The sequence below is a fragment of the Pseudomonas fluorescens group sp. PF-69 genome (assembly GCF_054481235.1).
Map to the genome: position 1 here is coordinate 3,989,062 of NZ_JBTMNC010000001.1, position 15,779 is coordinate 4,004,840.

Below are 15,779 nucleotides of genomic sequence, written 5' to 3' on the forward strand. Positions count from 1 at the left end.
TCGCTTTAGCCCGAGGATTGCCGACACCTGCCTGGATAGGCGGCACAGTAAATGCTTTATCCTGTATATACCGGTTAGTCATTCGCTGACGAGCCCTGTCCTCCCACCACGGTATGCACGATGCACCCAGGAGTTAACATGACCTCTAGCGCCAATCTGCCCCTGATCGATATGTCCGGTGTCCGCGAAGGTGATCAGGCGAGTATTCGTCGAGCCGGTGACGCCATTCGGAAAGCCTGTAGTGAGACTGGCTTCTTCTACATCATCAACCACGGCGTGCCGCAAACGGTGATTGATAGAGCCATGGCAGCGGCCGGGCAGTTCTTTGCCTTTCCGGTCGAGATCAAACGCCAGGTGGCAGTGAACAACCGGCATCGAGGCTGGCATGCACTGGGTGGGGCGACCATGTATGAAGCCACCAAGCCGGACCACAAGGAGTTCTTCAGTATCGGTCTCGAGCTGGCGGAAGATGATCCCTGCGTCCTTGCAGGCGAGGCCTTGCGTGGGCCGAATCAGTGGCCCGCATTCATGCCACAGCTGCGTGAGACATTGGCTGAATACTATGAGGAAATCGGCAAGGCCGGCGCTGATCTGTTACGCGCCGTGGCGGTGGGGTTGGGAATCGAAGAGGATTTTTTCACGGATAAATACACAAAGCCGCTGCAGCGCACGCAAATGGTCTATTACCCTCCGCAGCCGCCACAGGCTGAGGCTGACCAGTTCGGTGTGGCCCCGCACACCGATTACGGCTGCATCACCTTGCTCTATCAAGATAACAGCGGCGGTTTGCAGGTTCGCGAACTGGGCTCCAATCGCTGGATCGAGGCCACGCCTATCCCGGGTAGTCTGGTCGTGAATGTCGGGGATCTGCTGGCGCATTGGTCCAATGATCGTTTTCGTTCAACCCTGCACCGGGTGATCAACACTTCAGGTCATGAACGCCACTCCATCGCGACCTTCTACGACCCGACCTACAGTGCGGTTGTCGATCCCTGCGATCTGGGTATTGACCCGGCGCAAAGTCTGTATCCGCCGGTGGCCGCGGGTGATTACATTCTCAAACGCATAGATGACTCGATGGCCTATCGCAAAAAGGGCTAGCGCATCAATTGGAGTATTCAGCACAGCTTTGATGCCCAGACATCCGGGCTGTGCTGACGGTCGTTTCCAGCTCAGATATTCACGGTGGTTTTCTGGTTGCTGACACTCATGCACCTGACAAAATTAGTAAGTACGTCTATCAGGATATGTTCGCTGACTTCCACGTCATTCCATTGTGACTGTCCGTAGAGCATTCCGATGATTGAGTGTGTAATCACCGTGATTTGTTCGTCGTGATTGTGTTTGCGCTCATACTCGGTTGCAATAATGGCGCTTAAGACAGCCGAATATTCAGCTTTCAGTTTATTGGCCACATGCATGTGATCTTCACTCAGGTGAGCGAACTCACGGCTGATCAATATCAATCGATGTTTTTCACTCCGATTGAAGGCGACGAACGCTTGAACAAAGCGGGCTAACTGGTCTGAAGTGGTCAAGGCGCCTTCTAGGCGTCGTTCGGTCTCACTTAATAAATCCGAGAGGGCCGACTCAATGAGTTCAAAGAGCAAGCCCTGTTTATTTTCGATGTGGTGATACAGCGACCCAACCTGTAATCCCGCGTGTGCAGCAAGATCGCGCAAACCTATTGCATTGTAACCGTGATGGGCGAACAGCTCGATCGCGGCCTCGATAAGACGGTCACGAGCGCAGCGTTCGAGATGGGTTGCTGCACCTCTTTCAATCCTGCGCCCATGCTGGATGTTCATAGCTGTTTTTCCAGCGTGGGGATGGCTTCGAACAGGTCCGCCACCAGACCGTAATCGGCCACCTGGAAGATCGGCGCTTCTTCGTCCTTGTTGATCGCAACGATCACCTTGGAGTCTTTCATGCCGGCCAGGTGCTGGATCGCGCCGGAGATACCGACGGCGATGTACAGCTGTGGAGCAACGATCTTGCCGGTCTGACCGACCTGCATGTCGTTGGGTACAAAACCCGCGTCGACCGCAGCGCGCGATGCACCGACGGCAGCGCCCAGCTTGTCGGCCAGGGCGTACAGGTGTTTGAAGTTGTCGCCGTTCTGCATGCCGCGCCCGCCGGAAACGACGATCTTGGCAGCGGTCAGTTCCGGACGATCGGACTTGGCCAGCTCTTCGCCGACGAAGCTCGAAATGCCAGCGTCGTGGACAGCGCCAACAGATTCAACCGAAGCGGAACCCCCTTCAGCGGCAACCGGGTCGAAACCGGTGGCACGCACGGTGATCACTTTCACGGCGGCGTTCGATTGCACGGTAGCAATGGCGTTACCGGCATAGATCGGACGCTTGAAGGTATCAGCGCTTTCTACCGAGATGATCTCGGAGATCTGGTCAACGTCCAGTGCAGCGGCGACGCGCGGCAGGATGTTTTTGCCGTTGGAAGTGGTGGCAGCCAGGATGTGGCTGTAGCCCGCAGCCCCTGCTTCTTGAACGAGAGCGGCAACCAGAGGAGCAATGTTTTCCGGCAGCTGATGCGCGTAGGCAGCGTTGTCGGCTACCAGCACTTTAGCCACGTCAGCGACTTTCGCAGCGGCTTCAGCCACGGCGCCAGCGCCCTGGCCTGCAACCAGCACGTGGATATCGCCGCCGATTTTGGCAGCGGCAGCCACGGTGTTCAGCGTGGCCGGGGCCAGCACTTTGTTGTCGTGCTGGTCGATTGAATAGTCAGCAATAACCAAGATAGTCATTTAGATTACCTTCGCTTCGTTTTTCAGTTTCTCGACCAGTTCAGCCACCGACTTGACCTTGATACCCGCGCTGCGTGCAGCAGGCGCTTCGACTTTCACGGTCTTGTTGGTGGAGGCGGTGGAAACGCCCAAAGCGTCCGGAGTCAGCACTTCGAGAGGCTTCTTCTTGGCTTTCATGATGTTTGGCAGGGACGCGTAGCGCGGCTCGTTCAAACGCAGGTCGGTGGTGACGATGGCCGGCAGTTTCAGGGAAACGGTCTGCGCGCCGCCATCGATTTCGCGGGTCACAGCGACGCTGTCGCCGCTGATTTCGACTTTCGAAGCGAACGTACCCTGACCGTAACCGCTCAATGCGGCAAGCATCTGGCCAGTCTGGTTGTTGTCGCTGTCGATGGCTTGTTTGCCAAGGATCACCAGCTGAGGCTGTTCCTTGTCGACAACAGCCTTCAGCAGTTTGGCAACGGCCAGGGAAGTCAGATCTTCGGCGGATTCGACGAGGATGGCGCGGTCAGCACCCAGAGCCAGCGCAGTGCGCAGTTGCTCTTGAGCGGTGGACGGGCCGACGGAGACGACGACGATTTCAGTCGCGACGCCTTTCTCTTTCAGGCGTACGGCTTCTTCCACTGCGATTTCGCAGAACGGGTTCATCGACATCTTGACGTTGGCGAGGTCGACGCCGGAATTGTCCGCCTTGACGCGGACCTTGACGTTGTAATCCACAACGCGTTTGACGCTTACCATCAGTTTCATTGCTTTCTCCATGGCAGGAGGTGGAAACTTAAATCGTTCAATGGCGGCTCTATTGAGCCGCTCTGCCTTGATCGTGAGTCAGGCCGCACTGGATTCTTTCGGCAGAATCAGTTGAGCGGGAATCCGTTGTGTTGACTTGCGGGCTACCCAGTAATAAAGGGCGCCAGGCAGTGTCAGTCCAATCAGCCAGGAGATGTCCGTTCCCCCCAACGCCTCGACTAACGGGCCGGTGTAAAAACTGGTGGCAATGAACGGCAACTGAATCACCACGCCCAAGACATAGATCGTGATGCCTGCGATGTTCCAGCGACCGTATCGTCCATTTGGATCGGAAAGGGCGGGGATGTCATAGCGCTCTTTGGTTACGAAATAGAAGTCGACCAGATTGATCGCGCTCCAGGGTGTAAAGAACGCCAACAGGAACAGGATGAAGGCGGAAAAATCATGCAGGAAGGAGTGTCGCCCCAAGAGTGCCAGCGCTGTCGCGAGACCGACCATGAAGAGTATGTAAACGAGGCGCAGTGATTTTGATATTTCTTGGTTGCCGCGAAAGCCGCTGACCACGGTCGCCAGCGACATGAAGCTGCCGTAGGCGTTCAGTGTCGTGATGGTGACTTTACCGAACACGATGCTGAAGAACAGTAGCGATGCAATCACGCCACTCGCGCCCATGCCCACGATGTAAGAGATTTCGTGACCGGCGAACTGATCACCCGCCAAAGCCGCGACAAACACGCCGAATACCATGGAAATCTGTGTGCCGATGACCGAGCCAAGGCCCACAGCGAGAAAAGTTTTCAAAGCTGAAGTGCTTCTTGGCAAATAGCGCGAATAGTCGGCTACATAGGGGCCGAAGGCGATTTGCCAGGATGCCGACAGTGAGATGGCCAGCAGAAAGCTACTCAGCGAAAAGTGACGGTTGTTAAGCAGCTCTCCAATGTCATTGACGGAAAGCAACCGATAGAACAGGTAAAAAAAGGCCACCACGCCGATCAGGCTCGACAAGCGGCCGATCACGTGAATGGTCCGGTAGCCAAGCACCGTCAGCACGATAATCATCACTGCGAAAACAAGGATTCCGGTACCGTCGCTGACATTGATCAATTGGCCAATGGCTTGGCCTGCCAGGACTGAACCACTGGCGGAAAAGCCGACGTACATCATGCAGGCCAGTACGATCGGTATTGCTGCGCCAAACACTCCGAACTGTACCCGGCTGGAAATCATCTGCGGCAAGCCCAGCTGTGGACCTTGGGCTGCGTGCAGTGCCATGATCGCGCCACCCAGAATCTGACCGATCAGAAGGCCGATCAAGGACCAGAATACATCGCCGCCCAGTACGACGGCCAAGGCACCTGTGACAATGGCAGTGACCTGAAGATTGGCACCGAACCAAAGCATGAACTGGCTGAGCAGTCGCCCGTGGCGCTCCGACTCTGGGATGTAATCAATAGATCGCCGTTCTATATACGTTTTGCGCTGCACACTTTCTTTGGAGGCGGACATGGCGGTTCCTCTCGGGCGTCGTTGAGTACGACAGCCTTTTTGTGGGTTTGTAATGCTAAAGAGGGGGCCTGCGAGGCAGGCCCGGCTTTTCGCTCGGTTAGCGCTGGGCGTCGAGCAGGCTTCGTGAAATGATGATTTTCTGGACTTCCGAGGTTCCTTCGAAAATTCGCAAGATCCGTGCATCGCGCACGTAGCGCTCCAATGGCAGGTCGCGAATGTAGCCATAGCCACCATGGAGTTGCAGTGCGGCATCGGTGACGAACCCGGCGCATTCAGCGGCGACCAGTTTGGCCGTGGCCGAATCGAGGCTGAAGCGTTCACCGCTGTCGCGGCGGGCGGCGGCTTTCCATGTCAGCATGCGTGCGCTCTCCAGCTGCGCATACATATCGGCCAGGCGCCATTGGGTGCCTTGATAAGCCGCTAGCGGTTTAGGGCCGATCTGGCGTTCGCGGACCCAGTTCAGACTCGCTTGCAAGGCTGCATTGGCGATGCCCAGCGACATGGCCGCCACTTCAACTCGGCCCCGGTCCAGCACAGCCATGGCGGTGTTGAAGCCTGCGCCTTCGTTGCCCAGCAGTGCCGACTCGGGAAGCCAGCAGTCCAGTGCCAGTTCGTAGATCGTGCTACCGCGCAGCCCCATGGTTTTTTCCGGGCTGGAAAAGCTGATCCCGGCGGTGCCCTGGGGTATCATGAAAGCGCTGATACCCTTGTGTCCGGCCTCGGCGTCTGTCTTGGCGTAGAGCACGATGAAGTTGGCTTCTTTGGCGTTGGTGATGTAGTGCTTGCTGCCACGCACTCGCCAGCCGCCGTTATCGCGTTGCGCGCGGCAACGCATGTCGGCCGGGTTGGAGCCGGCTGCCGGTTCCGTCAGGGCGAAGGCACCGAGCAATTCTCCGCTGGCGGCGCGAGGCAGCCACTCCTGTTTCTGTGCCTCGGTGCCGCCGAGCAAAATCGAGTCGGTCGCCAGGAAATGCGCGGTCAGGGCCGAGGCAGTGGATGCACAGGCACCGGCCACGGCTTCGACCACACGGCTCATGGCTAGGCTTCCAATGCCCAGGCCGCCGTATTCCTCCGGCAGGTTAATACCCAAGCCACCCAGTTCGGCCAGAGCTTGCAGGCTTTCGGCGCAGAACGTCTCGGTTTCGTCGTAGTGCTGGGCGCGTGGTTGGATCACTTCGCGGGCCAGTTTTTCGGCTGCTTCGACCACGGCCAGTTCGACCTGATCCAATTCAAAGTTCATGGGTTAGCTCCTGTTTGTTAAGTCCGAACGCCTCGTTGTCGGCGCCGAGGCGGGGGGCGTGGGTGACGGCATGGGGTTTGTGGCCATTGAAGAACACCGGTTGCGGTACCAGCGGCTCAGCGGAGCCCGTGGGTCGAATCAGCAGTTGGCGCACTTGTGCTTGTTCGCTATCGGCTGCCTCGGCGAGGTTCCACACCGGAGAGGAGGGCACACCTGCTTCAAGTAGAATGTCGCATGCTTGCTCGACGCTCATTTGTTGTGTCCAGGCTTCGATTTCGGCGCGCAGCGCAGGCTCGTTCTGAGTCCGTTGCGGGTCATCGGCAAAACGCGGATCGCTGCCAAGCTCAGGCTTGCCCAGGCATTCGCAGAGCCGTTGGAATAGCTTGTTGCTGGCCACTGCGATAACCACCTGGCCGTCGGCGGCGCGGTATGTATCGAAGGGTGTCGACACAGGATGACGATTGCCCACCAGTCCAGGTGCAGTGCCATTGGCGAAGAGGTTGGACAGGCCGGTCATTTGCAGGCTGAACAACACGTCGAACATGGCGACGTCGATGTGTTGCGCGCCGGGTGCATGTCGCTCGCGGGCGAACAGTGCAGAGCTGATGGCCCAGGCGGCATAGACTCCGGCGCATAGATCACCGATGGCTTCACCGCTGCGAGTCGGGCCGGTTGCAGCGAACCCGGTGACGCTCATTAGCCCTGACATCGCCTGGGCGACGATGTCATAAGCCGGGTTGCCCGACAGAGGACCATTCTGGCCAAAGCCAGAAATACTCGCGTAGATCAGCTTGGGGTTGTATTGCTTGAGGGTGTCGAAATCGATACCGAGACGACGTGTCACGCCAGGGCGGAAGTTCTCCACGACGACGTCGGCATCACGTACCAGTTCATACAGCCGGGCGAGGTCGGCGGTGGACTTGAAGTCCATCTCGACACTGCGCTTGCCACGGTTGATTAGACCAAAATAGACACTCTCACCGTCCTTGAATGGACCCAGATGGCGGCTGTCATCGCCGTGCCCGGGAACTTCAAACTTAATGACGTCGGCGCCAAGGTCGGCGAGCATTGCGGTGCAATGTGGGCCGGCCAGTACGCGGCTCAAGTCAAGCACGCGAACGCCTTGTAGTTGCTGAGTAAACGGGCTGCTGCTCATCGCAGTTTCCTCGAATAGGGGCTGTCGTTTCTCTGTAGGAGCCGGCTTGCGCTTGACACCATGCGGCGACTCAATCGCCAGCAAGCCGGCTCCAACAGTTTTTTTGCATTAAGCCGAAGGCTGTTTTAATTGCCGGTGATCATCGGCAGGTTCAGCCCTTGTTCCTTGGCGCAGTCGATGGCGATCTGGTAACCGGCATCGGCATGACGCATAACGCCGGTGGCCGGGTCGTTGTGCAGTACGCGAGCGATACGCTCGGCTGCTTCATCGGTACCGTCGCAGACAATCACCATGCCCGAGTGCTGGGAGAAGCCCATGCCGACGCCGCCGCCGTGGTGCAAGGACACCCAGGTCGCGCCGCTCGCGGTGTTGAGCAGGGCGTTGAGCAGTGGCCAGTCGGACACAGCGTCGGAACCGTCCTGCATCGATTCGGTTTCGCGGTTCGGGCTCGACACGGAGCCGGAGTCGAGGTGGTCGCGACCGATCACGATCGGCGCCGACAGCTCGCCGCTGCGGACCATTTCGTTGAACGCCAGGCCCAGCTTGGCGCGCAGGCCCAGGCCGACCCAGCAGATACGTGCCGGCAGACCCTGGAAGCTGATGCGCTCGCGGGCCATATCCAGCCAATTGTGCAGGTGGGCGTCGTCCGGGATCAGTTCCTTGACCTTGGCGTCGGTCTTGTAGATGTCTTCAGCGTTGCCCGACAGTGCCGCCCAGCGGAACGGGCCGATGCCGCGGCAGAACAGCGGACGGATGTAGGCCGGTACAAATCCTGGGAAGTCGAATGCGTTTTCCACGCCTTCTTCCTGCGCCATCTGACGGATGTTGTTGCCGTAGTCGAAGGTCGGCACGCCCATTTTCTGGAAGTCCAGCATCGCTTTGACGTGCACGGCCATCGATTGCTTGGCGGCCTTGATCACGGCAGCAGGTTCGGTCTGGGCGCGGTCGCGATACTGCTCCCAGGTCCAGCCGGCCGGCAGGTAGCCGTTGAGCGGGTCGTGGGCGCTGGTCTGGTCGGTGACCATGTCCGGGCGTACGCCGCGCTTGACCAGTTCCGGGAGGATTTCTGCCGCGTTGCCCCGCAGGGCGACGGAAATCGCCTTGCCTTCCTTGGTGTATTTGGTGATGCGGGCCAGCGCGTCATCGAGGTTGGTGGCCTGTTCGTCGACATAGCGGCTATTTAGGCGGAAGTCGATGCGGCTCTGTTGGCATTCGATGTTCAGCGAGCAGGCACCGGCCAGGGTCGCGGCCAGAGGTTGAGCACCACCCATGCCGCCCAGACCCGCGGTCAGGACCCACTTGCCGGTCAGGTTGTCGTTGTAGTGCTGGCGACCGGCTTCGACGAAGGTTTCGTAGGTGCCCTGGACGATGCCCTGGCTGCCGATGTAGATCCAGCTGCCGGCGGTCATCTGGCCGTACATGGCCAGGCCCTTGGCGTCCAGTTCGTTGAAGTGTTCCCAGGTGGCCCAGTGCGGCACCAGGTTGGAGTTGGCGATCAGCACGCGCGGGGCGTTGCTGTGGGTCTTGAACACGCCGACCGGCTTGCCGGATTGCACCAGCAGGGTCTCGTCGTCGTTTAGGTTGGTCAGGCTCTCGACGATCTTGTCGTAGCACTCCCAGTTACGCGCGGCACGACCGATACCACCGTAGACCACCAGCTCTTTTGGGTTCTCGGCGACTTCCGGGTCGAGGTTATTCATCAGCATGCGCAGCGGCGCTTCGGTCAGCCAGCTCTTGGCGGTCAGCTTGTTACCGCGGGCAGCACGAACTTCAGCGTCTCGCAGGCGGGTGGTCTTGGCAGTCATGGTCTATCTCCAGATTCACGTTGAGTGGTGGGTATCGATGTACATATAAACTTATACCAACCTGTATGTACAAGTGAATGCAAGTGAAGGGCCAGATTTGAATTTCCTGGACGGATTCGGTCTCTTTTTTATTTAAAAAATGTTTTAAATCAGATAGATAAAAAATTATCTACTCAGGATTAGCGAGAGAGGGGTATGAAAAAATTGCCGCAATATTGTGTTTTTTTGGGGCGGGCTTGGTCGAAATGTAACACTTTTGGTGCGCCCGGTATTGGCGTGTCACCTTTTTGCACCGAGGTGATTCTGGAAGTAACAGTGCCCGTCAGCCTACTGCACTGACAGGGGCATCGAGCGGCAGGCGGGGCTGCTCAATCGGTGCCTCATTTGCTAAGTTCCGCTTTTGGGCGATAACGCGACACAAGGCAAAGACATAGGCCCCCCCTGTGTTTTGGTCGATCTGTATTTATCTTGATAGCTTTAATAAGCGCTCATTTGTAGCTGTTTGGTCGCGTCCTCGGGCAACCAGCCAGCGATGAAAGTCGCGACAATGAGCCTTACTGTATGCACTCTTTGAGCTCACGAGATAGTAAGGTGTTGGCATCTGAAGCGCTTTGGGGAATGGCATGATCAAGCTGCCATTGGCCAGCTCTTCACCAATCATCGAGTATTGCCCCAATGCAATGCCTTGACCTCGCACCGCTGCTTGAACGGCCATGTAGGACAAAGAAAACACCCGATAACCATCGCGCAACGTTGAGCAGTCCACGTCCTGCGCAGTAAACCAGTCTCGCCAGGAGGGCGGGGAAACATATTTTGGCAGCCAGTCAATGGACAGTAAGGGGTAGGCCAAGAGGTCGGCGGGCGTTTGCAGAGGTGCATTGTTGCGCAACAAGGCCGGACTGCAGACCGGTACTACATAATCATGAAAGAGCTCGACGACGTTTCCCGCGTGTTCTCGATCGCTATAGGTGAAGCGGAAGTCGATCTCGTAGCCTTCGGGTGAAGGCTCCTCGTAGGTGCCCTCAAGGAACACGTCCAATTCGGGGTGCTGATCCTGCCAGGCGAACACCAATGGTGCCAGCCATTGGGATAGTAACGATGGCATCGCACTTATCTGCATGTTCGTTGGATTTTTTGTGCGTTCGACTTCTGTGTGTGCAATGCGCAGGCTCTCGAATGCAGTCACGCAGCCTTTGTGATAGCGCTGCCCGGCGGCTGTCAGGTGGATGCGGTTCCCCACCTTGAGGGTCAGGCTCAAGCCCAGATTCTCTTCGAGCAATTTCATCTGTTGGCTGACTGCACCAGCCGTAATACCTAGTCGCCTGGCGGCTTCATTAATGCCGCCATAACGACCGACAGCTTCAAACACCTGCAGTGCACGCAGGGACGGCAGATTGTTCATCGTGCTTTCTCCAAACCAGAACCTGGATAATCCTAGTTTAGAAAACCTAAATAAAAAACTGATTTACCTCGTCTTTTCAAAAAATCTATTCCTCGTATTCTGAACCCATCAGAAGCGTCGCTTTGCTCAGGACGAAAAACAAAAAGAGGATTCCCCCTATGTTTTTACGCAATGCTTGGTATGTGATTGTCGAAGAATCTGAGCTAGGGGAGGGCTTGTACCCAAGCACGATTCTCGGTGAAAAAGTCGTACTGTTTCGCAAGGCGGACGGCACTCCAGTAGCCCTCGAGGATGCTTGTCCTCATCGCAAGTTGCCGTTATCGATGGGTCGCAAGCAAGGTGATCATATCGAATGCGGTTATCACGGCCTGACCTTCGACTGCTCTGGAAGCTGTGTCCGCGCGCCAGGCAGCAGCCGCATCCCACAAGGAGCCAAAGTTCGCAGCTACCCCCTCGCAGTGCGATACGGTTTGATTTGGATCTGGATGGGCGATCTCGAGTTGGCTGATCCAGAAAAAATCTTCCAGGTGAAAGAGTGGGGTGATCCAGAGTGGGGCATAAATCGCGGCGGCACCATGACCGTCGAGTGCAATTATTTGTATATGACTGATAACCTGCTGGATCCAGCACATGTGGCCTGGGTTCATCAGACATCGTTCGGTAATTCGGCCTGTGAAAATGAGCCGCTGAAAACTGACATTTCTGACTTCGGTGTGACGGTTTCTCGCTGGATGCGCGATGTTGAAGTGGCGCCGTTCTATGCCAAGTTCGTCAAGTTTTCAGGTCGCTGCGACCGAAAGCAGCACTACGAAGTTCATTACCCTTCTCACGCAGTTATCAAGTCCTTGTTCACCCCAGCGGGAACCGGCTCTGATGAAGGGCCGCTGCATGATCAGGTTTTCCTGATGAGCTCCTATAACTTTTTGACTCCGATCGATGAGTCGAACACCCGCTACTTCTGGTTTCAAATGCGCAACTTTGACCAGAACAGCGAAGAGGTGTCGCGCCAGTTCGATGAAGACGTGCGATTCGCGTTCAGCGAAGACCGGGTGATTCTCACCGCTGTACACCAAGGGATGGCGAACAAGTGCACACCCAATATCGATCTTGCTTCTGACTCAGGCCCGCTACGTTTTCGTCGCAACCTCGATAAGTTGATTGCCCAAGAACAGCCCGACAACTTGATTCCGCTGACCCAACGTCACGTTGCGGAACAAAAAACGGAGGCATGAGATGGGCACTCAACGACAACCTCAGACTTCCTCTTTAGGCTTTAAGTCCTTCCGGGTGATTGAGAAAATACAAGAAAGCGCCGTCATCACCTCCTTCGTCCTGACCGCGGTCGATGGTGTATCCAACCCGGGCTTTCGCCCGGGTCAGTACCTCATCCTTCGCCTTGCCCTGGACGGGTGTGTCAAGGTGCTGCGCAACTACAGTCTTTCCGGCGACGCCAACGATCCTTCGCGCGTACGTATTTCGGTCAAGTGCGAACCTGCACCTTTCGACCGGCCGGAGCTGCCGCCCGGTCAAGGCTCCAATCACCTGCACGATCACGTGCAGGTCGGCGATGCCCTCGAGATCGCTGGCCCTACGGGCACCTTCGTGCTGGACGAAGAGAGTCCAAGGCCGGTGGTGTTGTTCAGTGGCGGCGTGGGAATCACGCCGATGTTGAGCATGCTGCATCAACTGAGTCGTCATTCGTCACGGCCGGTGTACTTCATCCATGCCTGCGAAAATGGGACGGTGCATGCTTTTCGTGACGAGGTGCTTGCATTGGCTGGCCGTCGTCCTGGGATCAGCGTGCACTTCTGCTACCGCAACCCGGAGGCCGACGACCATGCTCAAACGGCTTTTCACAGCCAGGGCCTGGTCAGCCGGGACACCCTGCAGAAGCTGCTGCCGCTGGACGACTACGACGTCTATCTGTGCGGTCCGCGACTCTTTATGCAGGCGAACTGGCGGCTGTTGCGTGGCCTGGGGATCGCCGGCGAGCGTATTCATTACGAGTTCTTCGGCCCGGCGACCATCCTTGAGGAGGACGACGTCTTGCCGACGGCGCCTGTTGCCCTCGCGCCAGCCGCGCCTCAGACACCCACCGCACCGGTTGACGGCGCCTTGACCGTAGAGTTTCTCCCCTCCGGTACGCGCCTGGCCTGGGATCAGAGTTGCCAATCCCTGCTCGAGCTGGCCGAACAGGCGGGTCTGACACCGCCCTTCAATTGCCGGGCTGGCCTGTGCAACACCTGCCAGGTCAGCCTGCGTGAAGGCTCTGTCGAGTATTTTGAAGCGCCACTGGATGTCCCTGAAAGCGGCCGCATCCTGCTCTGTTGCACACGCCCGACCACCGCCGTGACGGTGGACTTGCGTCAGTGATCCTTGTCGGTCACGCCCCTACCGCCGACTGCTTACGTTGCACTGAGGAATCAAGAGAATGATCAAGTCACGCGCCGCTGTTGCCTTCGCGGCCAACCAACCCCTGCAAATCGTCGAAGTCGATGTGGCCCCGCCACAGGCCGGCGAAGTGCTGGTACGCATCATCGCCACCGGTGTTTGCCATACCGATGCCTTTACCCTTTCCGGGGCTGACCCGGAAGGCCTTTTTCCTACCATCCTCGGTCACGAAGGGGGCGGTATCGTCGAGGCGATTGGCGAGGGCGTAACGTCAGTCGCCGTGGGTGATCACGTGATCCCGCTCTACACCCCGGAGTGTGGCGAGTGCAAATTCTGCCGCTCCGGCAAGACCAACCTGTGCCAGAAAATTCGCGCCACTCAGGGCAAGGGCCTGATGCCTGATGGCACCAGCCGCTTCTCCTACCAGGGTCAGCCGATCCATCACTACATGGGCTGTTCGACGTTTTCCGAGTACACCGTACTACCGGCCATCTCGCTGGCGAAAATCCCCAAGGACGCACCGCTGGAAAAGGTGTGCTTGCTCGGTTGCGGCGTGACCACCGGCATCGGTGCCGTGCTCAATACTGCCAAGGTCGAGGCCGGCGCCACGGTAGCGATTTTCGGCCTGGGCGGCATCGGCCTGGCCGCCATCATCGGCGCCGCCATGGCCAAGGCCGGCCGGATCATCGCGGTGGATATCAATCCAGCCAAGTTCGAGATCGCCAAACATCTGGGGGCCACCGACTTCGTCAATCCCAAGGACTACGACAAGCCGGTTCAGGAGGTCATCGTCGAGTTGACGGAAGGCGGTGTCGATTACTCCTTCGAGTGTGTCGGCAACGTGCAGTTGATGCGGGCCGCGCTGGAAAGCTGTCACAAGGGCTGGGGCGAGTCGGTGATCATCGGAGTCGCCGGTGCTGGCCAGGAAATCAGCACGCGCCCATTCCAGCTGGTGACCGGTCGCGTCTGGCGAGGCTCAGCCTTTGGTGGCGTGAAAGGCCGTAGCGAGCTGCCGAGTTACGTGGACAAGGCGCAGAGCGGCGAGATCCCGCTCGACACCTTCATCACCCACACCCTGGGCCTCGATGAGATCAATCAAGCCTTTGACCTGATGCATGAGGGCAAAAGCATTCGCACCGTGATTCATTTTGATCGCTGAGCCTGGCGCAGCGACGACCGTCAGGCCGTGCCTGACATAACGGCAACACCACCCACTGATAACACCCGGAGAAGCAATAGATGAGCATCTTTACCCACGTTACTGTCGGCACCAATGATCTGAACAAAGCCCGTGCCTTCTACGACAGCGCATTGGGTCAGCTGGGCCACAAGCGCATCGCCGATCTGGCCGACAACGGCTCGATCTGGGGCGAGAACGCCCCCTCGTTTTTCGTCCTGAAGCCCGCCAACGGTGCTCCTGCCACCGTCGGCAATGGCGTGACCGTCAGCTTCGAGGCACCGAACCGCAAGGCGATCGATGCGTTCCACGCAGCGGCCCTGGTCGCGGGTGGTACCGATGAAGGCGCACCGGGCACGCGCGACTGGGCACCGAATGCCTATGCCGCGTACGTGCGTGATCTGGATGGCAATAAATTGGCCGTTTATTGCTTTAAGCCTGTGTAACGATTACTGGCGAATGAAGGGTTTGGACTCCGGTGGTTCACGGTGCCTGCCGGTTTCCTTACCCCGCTGATTTGCCAGTGACCACTAGCAATACTTTTAACGTGCTCTTCCGAGACTGCCTGGACTATGCCAACTCGGTTACATGACACGAACAATGCTGATTCATCGAAGTGATAACAAAAACAATAGTCGTGCGACAAACCTCTGAGGAGTCAATCCATGCAAAGCAAAATGAAGCATCACAAGACCCTGCGTAGCCTCTATGTTGCAGCATTAATCAGTCTGGTGTCGTTCACCGCCCAAGCTGATCAACTGGCAGACGTGAAAAAGTCCGGCGAACTGGTGATTGGCACGGAAATGCAGTTCGCGCCTTTTGACTACCTGGATAAAGGCCAACAGCAAGGTTTCAACCCAGCTTTGTTTCAGCTGATCGGCGAGCAAATGGGCGTCAAGGTTCGATTTATGGATCTGCCTTGGTCGGGGGTGCTTCCCGGTCTCGAAGCGGGCAAGTTCGATTTGGTGGGTGGTCCTTTGATTGTCACCCAGGCACGTAAGGATCGTTACAGTTACACCCTACCCATCGCTGAAGCCACGGTAGCGCTGATGGTGCGCGCCAAGGACGACAGTATCAGTAAGCCCGAAGATATTGCCGGCAAAGTCGTTGGCGCAGGGAAGGGCTCGGCCATGCTGGAAGAGCTACGCGCGTACTCCGCCACGTTGTCAAAACCGGTGACCATTCGCGAATACGTCGATAATAATCAGGCCTATTCCGATCTCAGCGCCGGTCGCATCGCGGCAGTTGCCAATTCACTCCCCAATATTTCCTACATCGCCTCTCAGCGCTCGCAAGTCTTCAAGGTGGTGCAACCACCGTTCGGGAAGCCGTCCTACTTTGCCTACGTCGGCCGCAAGGGTGAAGAGTCCAAAGCCCTGATCGACGAAATCAATCAGGCGTTAATCAAACTTCACACAGACGGTCGCTTGGCGGCTCTGCAAACGCGTTGGCTGGGTACCGAAATGCAGGTGCCTACGACTGATGTCGTGCCGAGCTGGTAAGCCCTCGCACGCATTAAAAAACGTCCCACAAGTCCACCTCGCGCCTGTGCCAGGTGGACGCGGGTAGTTTCTCGCCGTCAGGAGTC

At 57.6% G+C, this 15,779-nt stretch carries 14 protein-coding genes; 6 read left to right on the forward strand and 8 right to left on the reverse strand.

Features of this window, described 5'->3' with window-relative positions; genetic code table 11:
• Nucleotides 1-138: 138 nt before the first annotated feature.
• Nucleotides 139-1,101 carry an isopenicillin N synthase family dioxygenase gene (locus ACX3YF_RS18790; RefSeq protein WP_458974087.1) on the forward strand — a complete coding sequence of 321 codons (963 nt, stop codon included), beginning with the start codon at nucleotides 139-141 and terminating at the stop codon, nucleotides 1,099-1,101.
• A gap of 71 nt (nucleotides 1,102-1,172) precedes the next feature.
• Here the strand turns inward: ACX3YF_RS18790 and ACX3YF_RS18795 are convergent, their stop codons facing one another.
• The 8 genes from ACX3YF_RS18795 to ACX3YF_RS18830 all read right to left on the reverse strand — a co-directional run bounded on the left by ACX3YF_RS18795 (nucleotide 1,173) and on the right by ACX3YF_RS18830 (nucleotide 10,623).
• Nucleotides 1,173-1,808 (reverse strand): TetR/AcrR family transcriptional regulator, encoded by a 636-nt coding sequence (locus ACX3YF_RS18795; RefSeq protein WP_458944748.1) that lies wholly within the window; start codon nucleotides 1,806-1,808, stop codon nucleotides 1,173-1,175.
• Nucleotides 1,805-2,764, reverse strand: a complete 960-nt coding sequence (locus ACX3YF_RS18800; RefSeq protein WP_458974088.1) for an electron transfer flavoprotein subunit alpha/FixB family protein — start codon at nucleotides 2,762-2,764, stop codon at nucleotides 1,805-1,807. Before ACX3YF_RS18800 ends, ACX3YF_RS18795 begins: the two co-directional genes overlap by 4 nt.
• Nucleotides 2,765-3,514 (reverse strand): electron transfer flavoprotein subunit beta/FixA family protein, encoded by a 750-nt coding sequence (locus ACX3YF_RS18805; RefSeq protein ID WP_458974089.1) that lies wholly within the window; start codon nucleotides 3,512-3,514, stop codon nucleotides 2,765-2,767.
• A gap of 78 nt (nucleotides 3,515-3,592) precedes the next feature.
• Nucleotides 3,593-5,020, reverse strand: a complete 1,428-nt coding sequence (locus ACX3YF_RS18810) for a purine-cytosine permease family protein (protein ID WP_458944751.1) — start codon at nucleotides 5,018-5,020, stop codon at nucleotides 3,593-3,595.
• A 97-nt stretch (nucleotides 5,021-5,117) separates the two neighbouring features.
• Nucleotides 5,118-6,260 (reverse strand): acyl-CoA dehydrogenase family protein, encoded by a 1,143-nt coding sequence (locus tag ACX3YF_RS18815; protein ID WP_458944752.1) that lies wholly within the window; start codon nucleotides 6,258-6,260, stop codon nucleotides 5,118-5,120.
• The gene (locus ACX3YF_RS18820; RefSeq protein WP_458944753.1) at nucleotides 6,250-7,416 is read right to left on the reverse strand and encodes a CaiB/BaiF CoA transferase family protein; all 1,167 of its coding nucleotides are present in this window, start codon (nucleotides 7,414-7,416) and stop codon (nucleotides 6,250-6,252) included. The genes ACX3YF_RS18815 and ACX3YF_RS18820 overlap by 11 nt, the downstream gene beginning before the upstream one ends.
• A gap of 125 nt (nucleotides 7,417-7,541) precedes the next feature.
• Nucleotides 7,542-9,221, reverse strand: coding sequence for a urocanate hydratase (hutU, locus tag ACX3YF_RS18825; protein WP_458974090.1), 1,680 nt, complete (start codon nucleotides 9,219-9,221; stop codon nucleotides 7,542-7,544).
• A 463-nt stretch (nucleotides 9,222-9,684) separates the two neighbouring features.
• Nucleotides 9,685-10,623, reverse strand: a complete 939-nt coding sequence (locus ACX3YF_RS18830) for a LysR substrate-binding domain-containing protein (RefSeq protein WP_458944755.1) — start codon at nucleotides 10,621-10,623, stop codon at nucleotides 9,685-9,687.
• Between the two features lie 158 nt (nucleotides 10,624-10,781).
• On the opposite strand from ACX3YF_RS18830, the gene ACX3YF_RS18835 reads away from it, so the two are divergent.
• The 5 genes from ACX3YF_RS18835 to ACX3YF_RS18855 all read left to right on the forward strand — a co-directional run bounded on the left by ACX3YF_RS18835 (nucleotide 10,782) and on the right by ACX3YF_RS18855 (nucleotide 15,693).
• A complete protein-coding gene (locus tag ACX3YF_RS18835) occupies nucleotides 10,782-11,855 on the forward strand; it encodes an aromatic ring-hydroxylating dioxygenase subunit alpha (protein WP_458944756.1) in 1,074 nt (357 codons plus the stop codon).
• Nucleotides 11,856-11,910: 55 nt separating this feature from the next.
• Entirely contained in the window at nucleotides 11,911-12,996 is a 1,086-nt protein-coding gene (locus tag ACX3YF_RS18840; protein ID WP_458944757.1) for an FAD-binding oxidoreductase, read from the forward strand.
• Between the two features lie 58 nt (nucleotides 12,997-13,054).
• Nucleotides 13,055-14,173 (forward strand): S-(hydroxymethyl)glutathione dehydrogenase/class III alcohol dehydrogenase, encoded by a 1,119-nt coding sequence (locus ACX3YF_RS18845; RefSeq protein WP_458944758.1) that lies wholly within the window; start codon nucleotides 13,055-13,057, stop codon nucleotides 14,171-14,173.
• An 80-nt stretch (nucleotides 14,174-14,253) separates the two neighbouring features.
• The gene (locus ACX3YF_RS18850; protein WP_458944759.1) at nucleotides 14,254-14,637 is read left to right on the forward strand and encodes a VOC family protein; all 384 of its coding nucleotides are present in this window, start codon (nucleotides 14,254-14,256) and stop codon (nucleotides 14,635-14,637) included.
• 219 nt (nucleotides 14,638-14,856) lie between these two features.
• Nucleotides 14,857-15,693, forward strand: a complete 837-nt coding sequence (locus ACX3YF_RS18855) for a transporter substrate-binding domain-containing protein (RefSeq protein WP_458944760.1) — start codon at nucleotides 14,857-14,859, stop codon at nucleotides 15,691-15,693.
• Nucleotides 15,694-15,779 lie beyond the last annotated feature (86 nt).